Origin of the sequence: Sphingobacterium puteale (genome assembly GCF_050986225.1) — a bacterium.
Taxonomy (GTDB): domain Bacteria; phylum Bacteroidota; class Bacteroidia; order Sphingobacteriales; family Sphingobacteriaceae; genus Sphingobacterium; species Sphingobacterium puteale.
The window spans coordinates 6,135,687-6,153,769 of record NZ_CP158959.1 but is presented as its reverse complement, the minus strand read 5'-3'; the positions used below and the strand labels follow the sequence as shown (position 1 = coordinate 6,153,769).

The window sequence follows — 18,083 nt, the reverse complement described above, 5'->3', positions numbered from 1 at the left end:
GCGATAATTTATGACAATGAAAACTTGTTTTTTTGCGATCGCGTTACTGTTGGCCCAATTGAGTAGCCAGGCGAAAGTACGTTTATCGGCTCTCTTTACCGATGGGATGGTGCTGCAGCAACAAAGTAAAGTCCCGGTATGGGGCTGGGCGAACCCCCAGACAACAGTAACCTTACAGGCCTCCTGGAATGGGCAAAAATATCATGCGAAGGTGGACAAGCTTGGCCAATGGAAAATTGTAGTGCAGACACCAGCAGCAGGTGGAACTTATCAGATCAAGGTCTCAGAAAAAAATGTGATTGAACTGCACGATATTTTAATCGGTGAAGTTTGGCTGTGTTCGGGCCAGTCGAATATGGAAATGCCCTTAAAGGGCTATCCTGGGCAACCCATCCTCGGCAGTACAGAAGCGATGATGAATTCAAGGGACGATCAATTGCGTATCTATACCGTACCCCGCAATCCCTTGTTACAGCCTGCATCCGATAGCAAGCCAAGTGTTTGGAAAAAAGTCGAACCGCAGTCTGTGGTCGGTTTTAGTGCAACGGCCTACTATTTCGGCCGACAACTGCGCAAAACTTTAGGGGTGCCTGTCGGTTTGATTCATAGCAGCTATGGCGGTTCAAATATCGAAGCCTGGATGGAGGCATCTTGGCTGGCGGATCAGAAAGATATAAAAATCCCAAAACAAGAGGAAGGCTTGAAAGATAAAAATCGCGTACCGACCATGTTATACAATGGTATGATTCATCCCATTGCCGGTTATGGCATTCGAGGTATCATTTGGTATCAAGGTGAGTCTAATTACGAACGTCCAGATCAATATGAAGTCTTATTTCCCCGGATGGTCGAGAAGTACCGTGCGTTATGGGGAAATAATGAACTTCCATTTTATTTTATGCAAATTGCGCCATTTGATTACGCTTCATTGCCGCCTTATCATGTAGGGGGAAAATACAATTCGGCCTATTTACGGGATGCACAGCGTAAATCATTGGATAAAATTCCGTATTCCGGGATGGCTGTTACCTTGGATTTGGGCGAACAGAATTGCATCCACCCATCACATAAACAGCAAAGTGGTGAACGGTTGGCCTACCTGGCGCTACACGATAGTTACGGTTTTAGTACACTAAATCTCAAAAGTCCTGTTTATGAAAAGTTGGAAATTAAAGGCAATACTGCAGTACTCTCTTTTAAGGATGTACCGCTAGGGCTGACCTCATATAGTAAAGAAATAAAGACTTTTGAAATTGCGGGTAAAGATCAGGTTTTTTATCCTGCGAACGCTGTTTTGAAAGGAAAGACCATTGTTGTAGCGTCGCTCAAAGTTGAGGAGCCAGTGGCTGTTCGTTATGCATTTAAAGATTTCGTTGTCGGAGATGTGTTCGGTGCCAATGGCTTGCCCTTAAGTTCTTTCCGTACAGACGATTGGTAAACAGAAATGATGATTGAAAAACGTATTATAGGGATTCTAGTTTTAATAATTGTTTTATTGAGCCCAATTGGGGCTCAAGAGTTCAATTGGAAAGACTACAATGTATCTTGGACCACACAGAGCAAAAATTCATCTGAATCCATGCCTGTAGGTGGTGGAGATATTGGATTGAACGTTTGGGTTGAGCATGGCGAATTACTTTTGTACTTGGGGAAAACAGGTGCATTTGACGAGAATAATACTTTGTTGAAGCTCGGCCGCATCCGCCTCCATCTATATCCCAACCCCTTTGCAGAAGGAAAATTCCAGCAGGAATTGCAGTTGGATAAAGGTCATATTGTCTTGAAGGGCGAAAGCAGAGGCGTCAAGGCCGAAGTACTGGTTTGGGTAGATGTGTTTAATCCCAATGTACATCTCGAAGTAAGTGCCAATCAGAAGATCAAGGTGGAAGCAGCTTACGAGAGCTGGCGTTTTCAGGATCTGTTTCCTAAGAAGAAGGAAAATAACGCGAATTCTTGGAAGTGGGCACCGCCAAGGCCCGTTGTCACACATAAAGACCAAATTGGCGTTGAGGCTAATAAAATTGTTTTTTATCATCAAAATCAAGATAGTACAGCATTCGATATCGTCGTGGACCAGCAAGGTCTGTCGACTATCAAAGATTCGTTATACAATCCATTAAAAAGCCGGATTTCAGGAGGTCTTTTAAAAGGTGAGAATTTTGAATACGTTGGCCAGCGTGCAGGGACCTATATGAATACACCCTACCAATCCTGGATACTTAAAAGTAAAGCGGCAAAGACCAATCATGCGCTTCAAGTGACCTTGCATGTAGGGCAACAGGCAGACCTGCAACACTGGAAAGCAGTACTGGAGGATCTGGCTACGCCCAAACCTACCTTTGTATCCCTCAAACGAGCGACGGAATTATGGTGGAAAGCCTTTTGGGGTAGAAGTCATATCGTCATCCGGCCTGGCTTAACAGATCCTAATAATGAAGCTTGGCAAGTTGGCCGAAACTATCAGTTGTTTCGATTTATGCTGGCTTGTAATGCTTATGGGGATTATCCGACAAAATTTAACGGGGGTCTATTCACCTATGATCCTGTCACAATTGATAGTACGTTTACGTTCACACCAGATTTCCGCAACTGGGGAGGCGGTACCCATACCGCACAGAATCAGCGCTTGGTCTACTGGCCATTATTGAAGAGCGGTGATTTTGATTTAATGCCGGCACAATTTAAGTTTTACCAACGTCTTTTGAGTAACGCCGAATGGCGATCCAAATTTTATTGGGGACATTCTGGTGCAAGCTTTACGGAGCAGATTGAAAATTTTGGTTTACCCAATCCAGCAGAATACAATTGGAAACGGCCAAAAGATTTCGATAAGGGCCTGGAATATAATGCTTGGTTGGAATATGAGTGGGATACCGTACTGGAGTTCTGCATGATGATGCTGGAAACCGAACGTTACAATAAATCCGATATTCGGGCTTATATACCACTAATCGAGAGCTGCCTACGCTTTTTTGACGAACATTATCAATACCGGGCTCGGCAAAGAGGTAGCAAGGTATTGGACGATGCAGGTCATCTTGTCTTGTATCCGGGTTCCTCCGCGGAAACCTATAAAATGGCCTATAATTCGGCTACTACCATTGCCGCTTTGCAGCAAGTAACCAAAGGATTGCTGGCATTGCCGAAAGGCTACATCAATGCTGAAATGTGTCGTTATTTGCAGGGGTTTTTGACCAGAATTCCACCTTTGCCGCAACGTGAACTTGGAGGTAAAAAGATGTTGGCGCCAGCACAGCTATGGGCCCGGATCAACAATACCGAATCCCCGCAGCTCTATCCTGTATATCCTTGGGGAATTTACGGTATTGGTAAACCCGACATGGGTATTGCGCTCAATACTTATACGGATGATCCCGATGTGCTTAAATTCAAAAGCCATGTCGGCTGGAAGCAGCATAATATCTTTGCTGCACGTCTTGGGTTGACCGATGAAGCCAAACAATTGACTGTCTTAAAGCTCAAAAATTCAGAACGAAGATTTCCAACCTTTTGGGGACCGGGCTTTGACTGGGATCCGGATCATAACTGGGGTGGTTCGGGCATGATCGGCTTACAGGAAATGCTTTTGCAGGCCGTTGACGATAAAATTTACCTTTTTCCGGCATGGCCCAAAGATTGGGATGTGGATTTTAAGCTGCATGCTCCCGGGCAGACCACGGTCGAAGGGAGGTTAAAGGATGGTAAATTATTGGATCTAAAAGTTTTCCCAAAAGAACGGGAAGCAACTATTATCAACCTCTTAAAATAGGCTATTCGTAGATTGCTAACATTATATTACAGCTTATGAATTGATTTAAGCATTGCGAGCCAAAGCAAAAGTATACACTTTTGAATCCTAAATTGCTAAAAATACAAGACTAAATAAATAAAACTGGGCTGTCTATTGCTTTGGACCGCTCCGTTTGTCTGTTTTGCACACAAAATCGAGGTGGTCATAACAGTGCATAACAGTTCTAAAAAAACAATGAATTAACTTAGTCGTTAAGAACCTAAATAACGTTTATATGAATGCAGTTTTCGGAGTTATATTTCATTTCATAGGCGGATTCGCCTCGGGAAGTTTTTATGTGCCGTACAAGAAAGTAAAAGGATGGTCTTGGGAATCCATGTGGATATTAGGGGGGCTTTTTTCCTGGATCATTGTGCCGCCTATAGCGGCGATGTTAACCATACCCAATTTTGCTGAAATTATTAAAAGTACAGATAACGCCACATTAGGTTATACTTTTTTGTTTGGTTTGCTTTGGGGAATTGGTGGATTAACTTATGGTCTTGGTGTGCGCTATCTCGGTGTTTCGTTAGGTAGCAGCATTATTTTAGGGCTTAGCATGGTCTTTGGTTCTTTGATGCCCAGCATCTATTATTTTTTCAATAAGGCCGAGGGCAAACATGGCATAGATTATTTTTTTACGACCCAATCTGGTCTATGTATCCTTCTTGGACTTTTGGTCTGTGTGCTTGGTGTCTATCTATGTGGTAAAGCTGGTGTTTCAAAAGAAAAACGCTTATCCACATTGTCCTCAGAAAGCAAGTCTGATTATAATTTTGGGCTGGGGATCGTTGTGGCTATTGTTTCTGGAATATTGAGTGCTTGTTTCAATTTTGGTATTGAATCAGGGAAGCCCATGGCTGATGTCGCAAATATATTGTGGAAGTCTGCTAATCCAAATCAAGGTGAATTTCTCTACCAGAATAATGTCACTTACATTGTGATTTTATGGGGCGGTTTTACGACTAATTTCCTATGGTGTCTTTACCTTTTGATCAAGAACAAAACGTTTTCGGATTATACGAAATCTGATGTGCCTAAAGGCAAGAATTTACTTTTATGTGCTTTAGCAGGAACGACTTGGTATTTACAGTTTTTCTTTTACGGTATGGGCGAAAGCCGCTTGGGTAATGGAGCTAGTTCTTGGATATTGCATATGGCGTTTATCATTTTGATATCAAATGCTTGGGGTGTGGTACTCAAAGAATGGAAAGGTGTAGATCGGCCTACCTATCGTTCCATAATAGCAGGTATCGTGACAATTATCATCTCCATTTGTATCGTAGGATTTGCTAAAACATTAGAAAATTAATATTAAAACAAAATATAGAAGAAGTGAAAACGTACAAACATGTCAATTATTTATGGGACGATCAGAAAGCTCAAGCACTTCGTGGTGATGAGGTAGCTTTGTTATTATATCGTTCAAATATTCTAGGTGCAGATTTAAGAATCACAAATTATGGCGGTGGTAATACGTCTTGTAAAGTTGTGGAAAAAGATCCGTTGACGGGCGAAGAAGTTGATGTGATGTGGATTAAAGGATCTGGTGGAGACATCGGAACGTTAAAAAAGTCAGGTCTTGCGGCTCTTTATTTGCAACGTCTCCGCAATTTGGAGAATGTCTATCGTGGTCTTGAACATGAAGATGAAATGGTTGAGTTATTTAACCATTGTATCTATGATTTAGCGTCAAAAGCACCTTCTATAGATACGCCTTTACATGGATTCTTACCATTTAAACATATTGATCATTTACATCCCGATGCTGCGATTGCGATTGCTGCTGCCAAAGATGGTAAAAAAATTACACAGGAATTGTTCGGCGGAACCATTGGCTGGGTAGATTGGCAACGTCCGGGATTCGATCTTGGGCTGCAATTGCGTGCCTGCTTGGAAGAAAATCCAGGTATCCGTGGTATTATGTTGGGGTCACATGGTTTATTTACTTGGGGCGATACAGCATACGAATGTTATGTCAATTCCTTGGATGTCATCGAAGCTTGCGCGGCATATCTTGAGCAAAATTATGGTAAAAAGGCACCTGTATTCGGTGGGCAGCAGGTAACCAGCTTGAGTAAGGAGGAAAGAACTGCGCAGGCAGCTAAACTTGCGCCTGTTTTAAGAGGTTTCTGTTCCAGTGAACGTCACATGATCGGACACTTCACGGATGATGAGCGTGTATTGGAATTTATCAATTCAAATGATTTAGAACGTTTGGCCCCGCTTGGTACAAGCTGTCCGGACCACTTCTTAAGAACTAAAATTCAACCGTTGGTATTGAATCTGGATAAATCAGAAGATCTGGACAATGTGGAGGAACTAAAAGCGAAATTGACACCATTGTTTGAAGCATACCGTGAAATGTATGCACAATATTACGAAAACTGCAAACACGAAAACAGTCCGGCTGTACGTGATAAAAATCCGGTCATTGTTTTGTATCCGGGGATTGGTATGTTTGCTTTTGCCAAAGACAAGCAAACGGCACGTGTAGCGGCAGAATTCTATACCAATGCGATCAATGTCATGAAAGGGGCCGAAGCCGTAAGTGAATACACTGCTTTGCCCCGTCAGGAAGCGTTTGATATTGAATATTGGTTACTGGAAGAAGCGAAGCTTCAACGTATGCCAAAGCCAAAAGCTTTGTCTGGAAAAATTGCCTTGGTCACTGGAAGCGGTGGCGGTATCGGAAAAGCAATTGCCAAAAAGATGGCTCAAGAAGGTGCTGTTATCGTGTTAAATGATATCAATACAGAACGTTTGGAGTCAAGTAAAGCAGAATTTGTAGCAGAATTTGGAAATGATGCAGTCATTGCTACGACCCTTGATGTAACCAATGCGGAATCTATTAAGGACGCCTTAAAAGATGCTGCTTTAGCATTTGGTGGTATCGATATTGTCGTAAATAATGCGGGATTATCGATTTCCAAGACAATCGAAGATCATACAGAGAAAGATTGGGATTTATTGTACAATGTATTGGTAAAAGGCCAATTCTTAGTTACTCAAGGAGCGACTTCACTCTTAAAAGGCCAAGCAATCGGTGGCGATATCATCAATATTGTCAGTAAAAATGCCTTGGTTAGTGGTCCCAATAATACAGGATACGGGAGTGCAAAAGCTGCACAATTGCATTTAAGTCGTCTGTGTGCAGCAGAATTAGGCCCTGCAGGAGTACGTGTGAACGTTGTGAATCCAGATGCGGTTATTTCAGACAGCAATATCTGGGCAGGTGGATGGGCTGAAGGTCGCGCTAAGGCTTATGGCATCACGGTCGCTGAATTACCAGCTTACTATGCAAAACGAACGCTTTTGAATCAGATCATCCTTCCAGAAGACATTGCAAATGCATGTTTTGCTTTTGTCGGTGGATTATTGAATAAATCTACTGGAAATGTGCTAAACGTTGACGGAGGTGTTGCTATGGCGTTTGTACGCTAATTTTTATATCTTAGGTGTCGCGTTCAGAAAGGGAAAAGATGTGCGCGACACCTAGTATTTTTACACGATAACCATTAAATCATGATTTTAGATAAGAAAATTATAGATCAGCACAATAGCCAATTAAAAGATAAGCATAAAAGAGCATTTGACTATGTGTCGGGAGATATTGCACAGGTAGATGAAATTCTGGATAAACTTCAAAAGTTTCAAATTGCCATACCAAGCTGGGCATTAGGTACAGGTGGAACTCGTTTTGGCCGTTTTTCTGGAGCAGGTGAACCGGCTACTTTAGAGCAAAAGCTTGAGGATGTTGGCTTGTTGCATGCACTTAACAGATCGAGTGGAGCAATTTCGCTGCACATCCCTTGGGATATTCCTTCAGATGCAGCGAAAATTAAAACATTGGCATCTTCCTTGGACATTGGATTTGATGCAGTAAACTCTAATACTTTTCAAGATCAGGCAGGCCAGGAGCATAGCTATAAGTTTGGCTCCCTACACCATGTCGATCCAAAAGTTCGTCAGCAAGCTGTAGACCATAATATTGAAGTAATCAACTATGGCAAAGCGGTTGGTTCTAAAGCGTTGACAGTTTGGTTGGCCGATGGATCATCCTTCCCCGGACAGTTGAATTTCAGAGAAGCGTTTCAAAATACCTTATCAAGCTTACAGGAAATCTACAAACATTTGCCGGAAGATTGGAAACTTTTTGTAGAGTACAAAGCATTTGAACCGTATTTTTATTCCATGACAATTGGTGATTGGGGACAATCCCTGTTGTTGGCAAACAAATTAGGACCGAAAGCATATACATTAGTTGATTTGGGACATCATCTCCCAAATGCAAATATTGAACAAATTGTTTCTTTATTGTTGATGGAAGGCAAATTGGGCGGATTCCATTTCAATGATAGCAAATATGCCGACGATGACCTGACTGCAGGTAGTATCAAACCTTATCAGCTATTCTTGATCTTTAATGAATTGATCGACGGTATGGATGTGAAAGGTATTGATCATGCAAGCGGACTGGGGTGGATGATTGATGCCTCCCATAATTTAAAAGACCCATTGGTAGACCTTTTACAGTCAGTTGAAGCGATTAAGATTGCATATGCTCAGGCTTTGTTGGTCGATCGTAAAGCGTTGAAACAGGCACAGCAAGCAAATGATATTGTGAAAGCCCAGGAGATATTGCAAGATGCATTCCGGACAGATGTTAGACCCTTAGTAGCTGAGGCTAGATTAAGAAGTGGAGCTGCTTTAAATCCTGTTCAGTTATTTAATGAAGGAAATTTACGCAGTAAACTTATCGAGGAACGCGGAGTAAATTCTGTAGCTACAGGTTTGTAATTAGGGAAAAAGAATGAAGGGGAAACCAATACCAGTAGTCGCCATATTCGACGTTGGGAAGACGAACAAGAAATTATTTCTCTTTAACGAGCAGTACCAAATCGTATTTGAACGGTCGGCTCGTTTTTTGGAAACTGTAGATGAAGATGGCGACCATTGTGAGAATTTGGAGAGTTTGCGTCTGTCAGTTTTTGATTCGTTGCATGAAGTGTTTCGAAAGGGCGAGTTTGAAATCAAAGCAATTAATTTTACCTCATATGGAGCAAGCTTTGTCTACATTGATAAAGACGGCAGGCCTTTGACACCATTATATAATTATTTAAAAGAATACCCTAAAAAATTGTTGGAATCTTTTTATGCACAATACGGTGGAAAGGATAAATTCGCATTAGAAACCTCCTCTCCAAGCTTGGGGAGTCTGAATTCAGGACTACAGGTCTACCGTTTGTCAAAACTTAAACCAGCAGTATTTAAGGAAGTAAAGTGGGCGCTACACCTTCCACAATACTTGAGTTATCTGATCTCGGGGCAAGCTTATTCGGATATGACAAGTATTGGATGTCATACAGCGCTATGGGATTTTAGTAAAAATAATTATCATAAGTGGGTAGAAGATACAGGAATTATTGATAAAATGCCTCCGATCGTTCAGGGAGATCGTCTTTACAGGGCGACATTTCCTGGAAGTGGTTATCTAGTTGGAAGCGGTTTGCACGACAGTTCGTCTGCATTGATCCCCTATTTATTGAATTTTCATGAACCTTTTATATTGATTTCGACGGGAACCTGGTGTATTTCTTTCAATCCGTTCAACATTGATCCGCTCACCAAAGAAGAACTTCACAGTGACTGTCTTTCGTATATGACCTATACGGGTAAACCTGTGAAAGCATCAAGACTATTTGCAGGATATGAGCATGAGGAGCAAGTAAAACGCATTGCTAAAGCATTCCAGATTTCCACGGGTAAGTTTAAGCAGATCGATTTGGATTGGACCATAATAGAAAAATATCAAGCTTTGGATATTTCGGATGAACTGTCTGCCTTTTCCACAATTGATCTGAGTCATTTTGGCGATTATGTTGAAGCTTATCACGTGCTAATGATGCATTTGGTCAAGGCTCAAGTGAAGGCGACTACTCTTGTCATGAATCAAACCGGAGTGCAGCGAATATTTGTGGATGGAGGCTTTAGCCGTAATCACATATATATGGGGCTGCTGGCTCAAGCCTTTCCAAATAGTGAAGTGTTTGGAGCCTCTATGGCCCAAGCTACTGCACTTGGTGCAGCTTTAGTGATTCATGAGCATTGGAATAGCCGGGCGATTCCAAATGATATTATTGAGTTAAGGTATTTTAGAGCCAAACAGCAAACGCATTAGTGCGGTGTTATAGATGAAATAGGATTTAGTTTTTTTATTAGTTATCGTGTGAGGTCAGGCAACTTGTTGTCTGGCCTTTTTTAATGAGCTATGAGTGGACATTATTGGGAATTATAAAAATAAAAGGTTTCCAAACGGGAGTAAGGAAACCTTTTATTAAAAACCTAAAATTATGAATAATTATACCAATTATTATATGATATGTAAAGTTGTTAAATTTTAATGGTTCAGCTGTCCTGAACTGTTGATAGGGGCACTTTTGATTTTTAAAGTACAGGTAAGCGCAGGAAAGCTAGATTAAGATGAAGAATTATATTTGTACAACTTAATTATAGAACTTAAAAATGCAGCGATTAATCTTAACAATTGGTCTTCTTATATTGATAAAGTGTCCCGTACTATTTGCGGAGCAGATCGTAAAAGAGTTTAATTTTGGCCATACGACAAAGAGCGGCAGCATCCTCTTGAAGAAGGCAATGGCCTATCAGATCAACCAAGGATATGGTTTCGAGTTTTCAACAGAACAAAGTGTCACTATTGATCAAAAAAATAGGAATCTTTTTAGCAAAAAGCCATTTTATTTTTCGGTAAAAGTTCCTGAAGGAAATTATAAGATTACGATTTCATATCAGGGATTAGGGAATCAAGCTTACAGCAGTACGATACGGTCTGAATCCCGGAGGCTGCAAATTGAAAATCAAGAGGTGCTCCCCAATCGAGTGTTAGATAGGACCTTTATTGTACATATTAAAAATCCGAAGATAGTTTCTGGTGGGATTGTAGCATTGAAGAAGCCACGTGAACTCCAGAAATTGGATTGGGATAATAAGTTGACGTTAGAGTTTCAACAAACGAATTGTATTTCAGCCATTCGTATCGAATCGGTTCGCGATATACCTACTATATTCCTGGCGGGAAATTCTACTGTGGTAAATCAAGAGGATGAACCATGGGCTTCATGGGGACAAATGATTCCTCGTTTTTTTGATTCTGGTATAGCCATTGCTAATCATGCAGAATCTGGATTAGCTTTAAGTTCGTTTTTGTCCTCAAAAAGATTGGAAAAGATTCTCTCGGTCGCCAAATCCGGAGATTATTTGTTTATCGAATTTGGACACAATGATCAAAAAGAAAAGGGAGAGCATGCCGGAGCGTATAAAGGGTATAGCGAACGATTGCGGCACTTTGTTAATGAATTTCGAACCAAAGGGGGTATACCCGTTATTTTGACTTCTACGGCACGGCGTGCATTTGATGAACAGGGAAATCTGTTGCAGACATTAGGTGATTTTCCGGATGCGGCTCGAAAGGTCGCAGCAGAACTTCAAGTTCCTTTGATCGATCTCAATAAGAAAACAAGTTTGTTTTATAAGGCATTAGGAGTTGAAGAATCCAAACGGGCATTCGTCCACTATCCTGCGCATACTTTTCCAAATCAAAAAAATGATTTGGCCGATAATACCCATTTCAATCCCTATGGTGCCTATGAGATTGCTAAAATGGTGCTAACAGGAATTAAAGAAAACAACTTGAATATAGCAGACCATATCGTCGATTTTCAGGGCTTTGATCCGCAGCAACCAGATAATTTTAAAACTTGGTATTGGCCGCCAAGTCTAATTAATAGTGTTGTGAAACCAGATGGCAATTAGTTTTGTATTGATATAATGTGAGGCCGAACGATAGATTTTGTTCGGCTTTTTTTGTACGCTATTTGTTGATTTTGACCATGATACTACAGGATGGTGATTGCAAGAATATTTAATATAATTGTAGTATAGGTACTATAGTTACAGGCAATCAACATTAAACCATTCATAACCATAATTTGATTCAAACCTCTCGGTGCTAGTTAAAAAGGAATAAAATCGTAACATGTCAATGACAGCACATTCTTTTGATAATGCCGTTTGCGTTTTATAATTGTAATTTATACATTTATAAATATTATGATTAATTATAACCAATGAAAACGGATAACTTCAAATTAAGAGCCTATAATTTGTTTCTTACAAAATCGCTTTGCTTCTTTTGTTTATTTTGGATTTTCAGTGCTCACGTCCACAGCAGCAGCGCTTCTGAACCGGATTCGGTTTATTTTTTTGCGTATGCAAAAGAAAAGAATGCTGGGAGGGAAGGGCTGTTATATGCCTGGAGTTTAGACGGTAAACAATGGAATTCCATCGGAACGGATCTTGCCTTTGTGAAATCAGATTATGGACGGTGGGGATCAGAAAAACGGATGATAAATCCTGTACTATTCCCTCGAAATGAAGGTGGTTGGTCCTGCGCATGGCAATTAAGTCCTGAAAGTAACGGAGCATATGCATATACTTTTACCACTGATTTTTTCAATTGGGGCAGACAGGACTATCATGTTGCATTAAAAGATTTGGATAAATCAACTGAATCTCTTGTAAAAAACAGTTTATTGGCTCGTGAACATATTTCACTTCATGGCGATCGTTTACATGGAACGAAGTTGAAAGTTTCATGGCCTGTTGTCAAAGAATTAATCAAGCACTATGATCTCGCGCTGCTTAAGCAAAAGCAATGGTCCGAACGAAGCGTTGACGATGATGCCCGCTTCCCTGGCCTAAAGCCATTGGATGTCAAATTAACGCCGAAGGTAGGACAAACCAAGTCCATCAGTGATATGTTGGTGGGTGTTTTTTTTGAAGATATTAATTATGCCGCAGACGGAGGTCTTTATGCAGAATTGATTCAAAATAGGGATTTTGAATATAAATTGGACGATAAACAGGGGCATGATAAAGATTGGAATGAGAAAACTGCTTGGCGTATGGATGGCTCAGGGCAGTTTCATATTGACAGCATCAATCCAATTCATCCTAATAATAAACATTATGCGAGATTGCAAGGTGAGGGTATCTTCAGAAATATAGGCTACGATGGTATTGCCTTGAATAAGAATGAACGCTATGATCTTTCGTTTTTCGGAAGGGGCACTGTTAGTAAAGCACCTAAACTAAAGATCCGGATAAGTACAAAAGACGGAAAAATCCTCGATGAGAAATCCGTAATTGTTGACAGTAAAAACTGGAAAAAATATCAATTGGTATTGACATCCAATGAAACCTGTAAGGATGCCGTATTGGAATTTGTATTTACAGACCGACAACAATTGGATTTGGATCTGATTTCTTTATTCCCTCAGCATACATTTAAAGGGCGAAAAAATGGATTGCGTAAGGATCTGGCCGATGCTATAGCTGCATTGAATCCCCGTTTTGTCCGTTTTCCGGGTGGCTGTTTAGCACATGGCGATGGGATTGAAAATATCTACCATTGGTCTAATACTGTAGGGCCGCTGGAAAGCCGTATGCCACAGCGTAATATGTGGGGATATCATCAAACCGTGGGCTTGGGATATTACGAGTATTTTCAATTTTGTGAAGACATCGGTGCCTATGCTGTTCCAGTAGTGGCGGCTGGTGTACCCTGCCAAAATTCGGGTGCTCACGGTCACCCATTGGGTGGACAACAATGTGGTGTCCCAATGGAAGATATGGATGACTATATCCAGGAAGTACTGAATCTGATTGAATGGGCCAATGGCGATAAAAATAGTACCTGGGGAAAGGTACGTGCTGCCGCGGGGCACCCCGAGCCATTTCATCTAAAATACATTGGTGTTGGTAACGAAGATTTAATATCGAATGTTTTTGAGGAGCGTTTTACCATGATTTATAACGCTATCCGTGCAAAATATCCCGAAATACAGGTTATTGGGACGGCAGGGCCATTTTTTGAAGGAACTGACTATGTAGAAGGTTGGAAAATTGCTGATAAATTGAATGTACCCATTATGGACGAACACTATTATCAGACACCGGGCTGGTTTATTCATAATCAGGACTTCTATGATAAATATGATCGCAGCAAATCACAGGTGTATTTGGGCGAATATGCGGCTCATATTCATGGAAGGGCAAGTACTTTAGAAGTGGCTTTGGCGGAGGCAGCCTATCTCACGGCATTAGAGAGAAATGCTGATATCGTTAAGATGGCGTCTTATGCGCCGTTATTGGCGAAAGATGGTTATACCCAATGGCGCCCCGACCTTATTTATTTCTCCAATACTGAGGTGAATTTAACACCATCTTATTACGTACAGCAGTTATTTGGCCGTAATAATGGGACTGAGTATATTCCAATGGAAGCCAGCTATTCTAATGCTGCAGTTGATGTACAGAAGCGCGTGGCATTTTCTATGGTTAAAGATCCGAAAGATCAATCGCTCATTGTAAAACTGGTTAATATTTTGCCTGTTGCGGCCAACATACAATTGGAACTGGATCAGTTTGATTTGAAAGCGGACACAGCGGTTGTTTCGCAGCTGACAGGGAAATTGGATAGTAAAACAGCGAAACCTGAAGAACGGACTGAGACAGTAGAAAAACTTAAACATCAAAAATTGCCGCCGTATTCGTTGACCATCATCCGGATTCCTCCGGCAACGAAATAGCCTAATTCAAGTAATATGATATATCCAGCTTTGATGAAAAAGTTTATTTTAGTTTTTATTAATCTCTGTTTGGCAATACTCCCACTGTTTTCGAGCGAGGCGTTCCATCTGATCAAAAATAGTCGAGCTGCGAATATCTATTACGGAGGCACTAACGCTGTGGTTGAAACCGCATTGGAACTGTTGGCTGCAGACGCACAGCAGGTTGGCCAATCTGTTTTTAGACGAATAGGTAGTGCAGATGGCGGAGCGATTATAATTGGGGAATTAAATGATCCAATTATCGACAAACTGATAAAAGATTATAATATCCGTCTTCCTGAAATGGAAGGTAAATGGGAAATGTTTTGTTTGAAGGTGATTCCGATCGAAAAAGTGCCGACACTTTTAGTGGTAGGCTCTGATGCTAGAGGTACGGCATATGGAGTGATGGAAATTTCCAGAAAATTGGGCGTTTCTCCATGGAGTTGGTGGGCTGATGTGGTTCCCCGTAAAAAATCAACGATTTCTCTACCCGTCGATTTTGAAGACAAGCAATTTCCTAACGTGCAATTCCGGGGGATTTTTATAAATGACGAGGACTGGGGATTGACACCTTGGAGCAGCAAAACCTATGAACCCGAAGCAAAGTTAGATGCAGGAATTGATCCGGCCAAAACAAAAGAAATGGCAACCATAGGGCCTAAGACTTATGCCCGTATTTTTGAATTATTATTGCGGCTGCGGGCTAATTCAATCTGGCCAGCAATGCATGAAGTAACTGTTCCTTTCTATTTTGTCCAAGGAAATCGAGAAATGGCCGAAAAATATGGGATATATATCGGCTCATCTCATTGTGAACCCCTTGCCCGAAATAGTGCGACGGAATGGGATATCGTAGGTCGGGGGGCCTATAATTATTTGACGAATAAAAATGAGATTGTTGATTATTGGTCCAATCGACTCAAAACACTGGGGCAATCCCATAACATATTTACACTGGGTATGCGTGGGAAACACGATGGAGCAATGGAGGGCGTCAAAACAACTGCAGCTTATAAAGATGCGATCAATGAGGTCATTAAAGATCAAACGGATCTGTTGAAAAAATATGTCAATGCAGACCCCGCGCAGATTCCTCAGGTTGTTATACCCTATAAAGAGGTATTGGACGTATATAGAGCCGGTATGGATCTTCCTGACTATACAACACTGATGTGGTGTGACGATAATTATGGCTATATCACCCACTTCCCAAATCAGATAGAAAGAAAAAGGTCGGGTGGTAATGGACTGTATTATCATGTTTCCTATTGGGGGCGACCACATGATTATCTTTGGTTGTCGACCATGAGTCCGGCGCTGATCTATCAGCAGCTTTATACAGCTTATCATCATGATGTTAAAAAAATGTGGATTGTCAATGTTGGGGACATTAAGCCTGCTGAATACCAAATTGAACTCCTGATGGATATGGCTTGGGATATGGATCATATACAAAAAATCGGCGTTTACCAGCATATGAGCCAATTTTTGCAACGGGAATTTGGACATCGTTTGGCGAAGAAGATTGTGCCGATTATGAAGGAACATTATCGGTTGGCGTATATTCGAAAACCTGAGTTTATGGGAAATACACGTACGGAAGAAAAAGATCCAGCCTATAAAATTGTGAAAGACCTACCTTGGTCCGAACAGCAGATCAAAAAGCGATTGGAACAATATAAACATATTCAAGATGCAGCCACCTCAATTGGGGCATCAGTCCCGTTGGATCGCAAGGATGCATATTTTGAATTAGTCCTGTATCCGGTTGTTGCAGCGGCAAAGATGAATGAAAAACACCTTTATGCGCAGTTGGCACGTCATGGCAAAGCTGAATGGCAAAAAAGCCACGATGCATATGATAAAATTGTTTCCTTAACTGCGCAATACAATGCTTTGAATAAAGGTAAGTGGAAGGGTATGATGGACTATAAACCAAGAAACCTTGCTGTTTTCGATAAGATTATAGAAGAGAAAGCAGTTGCTCCGCTGGCCAATGATGATCAACCCGACAAGCGAATTCCTGGTAAAGATTTAGAGGGGGCAATAGGATTTGAAGGCTTGGGGTATCAAGGGCAGGCCGGAGCTATCCCATTGGGCGCAGAAGCCAGTTATCCGCTCAAAGGGCTCAAGGGCGATTCTGTTACCATTGTCGTCCACTTGCTGCCTACACATCCTGTCTCTTCAGATGATTTGCGTTTTGAGCTGTCTTTGGGGCAACAGCATTCGTCTGCTATTTCTTATAAAACAATCGGACGAAGTGAAGAATGGAAAGAGAATGTCTTGCGAAACCAGGCTATTCGAACGGTTAAATTTAAAATAGCTTCATTGCAACAGGACATATTGCGTATCAAAGCGCTTGATGAGGGCGTAGTGGTCGATGAAGTAACCGTATATTTGGATTAAAGTATTCGTTTCCTGCTCAATAATGGAAACTCGTTATAGACTTATTCATAAGATTATAAAAATGAAAAAACAATTTCTAGTCACGCTCTTCGTTGTATTGACTTGCCTGGCTAAGGCACAGTCTCCTGTCTATCTTTTTTCCTATTTCATAGGTAATGGCGCCGATGGGTTACATCTCGCTTACAGCTTGGATGGACTGAAATGGGAGCCTTTAAATCAGGGTAAACCTTTCTTAGAACCAACTGTGGGAAAAGATAAACTGATGCGCGATCCCAGTATTTGCCAAGGGCCTGATGGCACGTTTCATCTGGTATGGACAACAGGCTGGTGGGATAAAATTATCGGATACTCTTCTTCTAAAGATCTTATGCATTGGACCGAACAAAAAGCACTACCGGTCATGGTAGATGAACCTGAGGCTAAAAATGCTTGGGCTCCAGAGCTTTTTTACGACAAGGCGACGAAGGAATATTATATCATTTGGGCCACGACGATCCCCGGTCGACATAAAGAGGTACAGACCAGCGATAGTGAAAAAGGCTTAAACCATCGGATGTATAGCGTCACGACAAAGGATTTTAAACGTTTTTCAAAAACCAAGTTATATTTTGATCCCGAATTTAGTGTCATTGATGCGGCTATTATACAGCAGGCCAATAAGGAATACATGATGGTGTTGAAAAATGAAAATTCTAACCCACCTGAGAAAAATATTCGGATCACAACAACAAAGAGTTTAGCGAAAGGATTTCCGACTAATGTCTCTAAGCCGATTACAGGAAATTATTGGGCGGAGGGGCCTGCTCCGCTGCAGGTTGGGGAGTATATGTATGTATATTTTGATAAGTACCGCGACCACAAATATGGGGCTGTAAGAAGCAAAGACGGCATCAACTGGGAAGATGTCTCCGATCTGGTGCGCTTTCCGAAGGGAGTACGTCATGGGACAGCTTTCACAATAAATCAAACGGTTTTATCAAATTTATTAAAAGTAAATAGATAGCCTTGTTGATTATTGACAGGCTATCGTATTATGCTATAGGGTGAAACAGTGAAGTACAGGTTGCATATCGATAAATAGATGCTTAATTTCATTGCATGAGTTCGGCACTGAATCCGAATATACGCAGACATAGATAAATATTATTTAAGGGATAGTCATGACGGTTCTTGTCCTATGCCAAGCCTCTGAT

General features: G+C 41.2%; 10 protein-coding genes. All 10 read left to right on the top strand.

Going from position 1 to position 18,083, the window contains the following annotated elements; all coding sequences use genetic code 11:
* Positions 1-16: 16 nt before the first annotated feature.
* The 10 genes from ABTV71_RS25660 (at position 17) to ABTV71_RS25615 (ending at position 17,893) form a co-directional block, all read left to right on the top strand.
* Entirely contained in the window at positions 17-1,438 is a 1,422-nt protein-coding gene (locus tag ABTV71_RS25660) for a sialate O-acetylesterase (RefSeq protein ID WP_433901537.1), read from the top strand.
* 6 nt (positions 1,439-1,444) lie between these two features.
* Positions 1,445-3,769, top strand: a complete 2,325-nt coding sequence (locus ABTV71_RS25655) for a DUF5703 domain-containing protein (protein ID WP_433901536.1) — start codon at positions 1,445-1,447, stop codon at positions 3,767-3,769.
* A 256-nt stretch (positions 3,770-4,025) separates the two neighbouring features.
* On the top strand, positions 4,026-5,102 hold the full coding sequence (gene rhaT, locus ABTV71_RS25650; protein ID WP_433901535.1) for an L-rhamnose/proton symporter RhaT: 1,077 nt from the start codon (positions 4,026-4,028) through the stop codon (positions 5,100-5,102).
* Between the two features lie 23 nt (positions 5,103-5,125).
* Positions 5,126-7,234 (top strand): bifunctional aldolase/short-chain dehydrogenase, encoded by a 2,109-nt coding sequence (locus ABTV71_RS25645; RefSeq protein WP_433901534.1) that lies wholly within the window; start codon positions 5,126-5,128, stop codon positions 7,232-7,234.
* Between the two features lie 81 nt (positions 7,235-7,315).
* Positions 7,316-8,590 carry a sugar isomerase gene (locus ABTV71_RS25640; RefSeq protein ID WP_121120616.1) on the top strand — a complete coding sequence of 425 codons (1,275 nt, stop codon included), beginning with the start codon at positions 7,316-7,318 and terminating at the stop codon, positions 8,588-8,590.
* A 13-nt stretch (positions 8,591-8,603) separates the two neighbouring features.
* Entirely contained in the window at positions 8,604-9,971 is a 1,368-nt protein-coding gene (locus tag ABTV71_RS25635; RefSeq protein WP_433901533.1) for an FGGY-family carbohydrate kinase, read from the top strand.
* 344 nt (positions 9,972-10,315) lie between these two features.
* On the top strand, positions 10,316-11,623 hold the full coding sequence (locus tag ABTV71_RS25630) for a rhamnogalacturonan acetylesterase (RefSeq protein WP_433901532.1): 1,308 nt from the start codon (positions 10,316-10,318) through the stop codon (positions 11,621-11,623).
* Positions 11,624-11,937: 314 nt separating this feature from the next.
* Complete coding sequence (locus tag ABTV71_RS25625; protein ID WP_433901531.1) at positions 11,938-14,460, top strand: alpha-L-arabinofuranosidase C-terminal domain-containing protein; 2,523 nt, start codon at positions 11,938-11,940, stop codon at positions 14,458-14,460.
* Between the two features lie 33 nt (positions 14,461-14,493).
* Positions 14,494-16,890 carry a glycosyl hydrolase 115 family protein gene (locus tag ABTV71_RS25620; protein WP_433901530.1) on the top strand — a complete coding sequence of 799 codons (2,397 nt, stop codon included), beginning with the start codon at positions 14,494-14,496 and terminating at the stop codon, positions 16,888-16,890.
* A 61-nt stretch (positions 16,891-16,951) separates the two neighbouring features.
* Entirely contained in the window at positions 16,952-17,893 is a 942-nt protein-coding gene (locus ABTV71_RS25615; protein WP_433901529.1) for a glycoside hydrolase family 43 protein, read from the top strand.
* The last annotated feature ends 190 nt before the right edge of the window (positions 17,894-18,083 follow it).

Excerpts from the sequence above, each read along its gene's own strand:
- ABTV71_RS25625 (WP_433901531.1), top strand. The coding sequence starts at position 11,938 with ATGAAAACGGATAACTTCAAATTAAGAGCCTATAATTTGTTTCTTACA.
- ABTV71_RS25655 (WP_433901536.1), top strand. The coding sequence starts at position 1,445 with ATGATGATTGAAAAACGTATTATAGGGATTCTAGTTTTAATAATTGTT.
- ABTV71_RS25635 (WP_433901533.1), top strand. The coding sequence starts at position 8,604 with ATGAAGGGGAAACCAATACCAGTAGTCGCCATATTCGACGTTGGGAAG.
- ABTV71_RS25620 (WP_433901530.1), top strand. The coding sequence starts at position 14,494 with ATGAAAAAGTTTATTTTAGTTTTTATTAATCTCTGTTTGGCAATACTC.
- ABTV71_RS25660 (WP_433901537.1), top strand. The coding sequence starts at position 17 with ATGAAAACTTGTTTTTTTGCGATCGCGTTACTGTTGGCCCAATTGAGT.
- ABTV71_RS25630 (WP_433901532.1), top strand. The coding sequence starts at position 10,316 with ATGCAGCGATTAATCTTAACAATTGGTCTTCTTATATTGATAAAGTGT.
- ABTV71_RS25640 (WP_121120616.1), top strand. The coding sequence starts at position 7,316 with ATGATTTTAGATAAGAAAATTATAGATCAGCACAATAGCCAATTAAAA.
- ABTV71_RS25615 (WP_433901529.1), top strand. The coding sequence starts at position 16,952 with ATGAAAAAACAATTTCTAGTCACGCTCTTCGTTGTATTGACTTGCCTG.
- rhaT (WP_433901535.1), top strand. The coding sequence starts at position 4,026 with ATGAATGCAGTTTTCGGAGTTATATTTCATTTCATAGGCGGATTCGCC.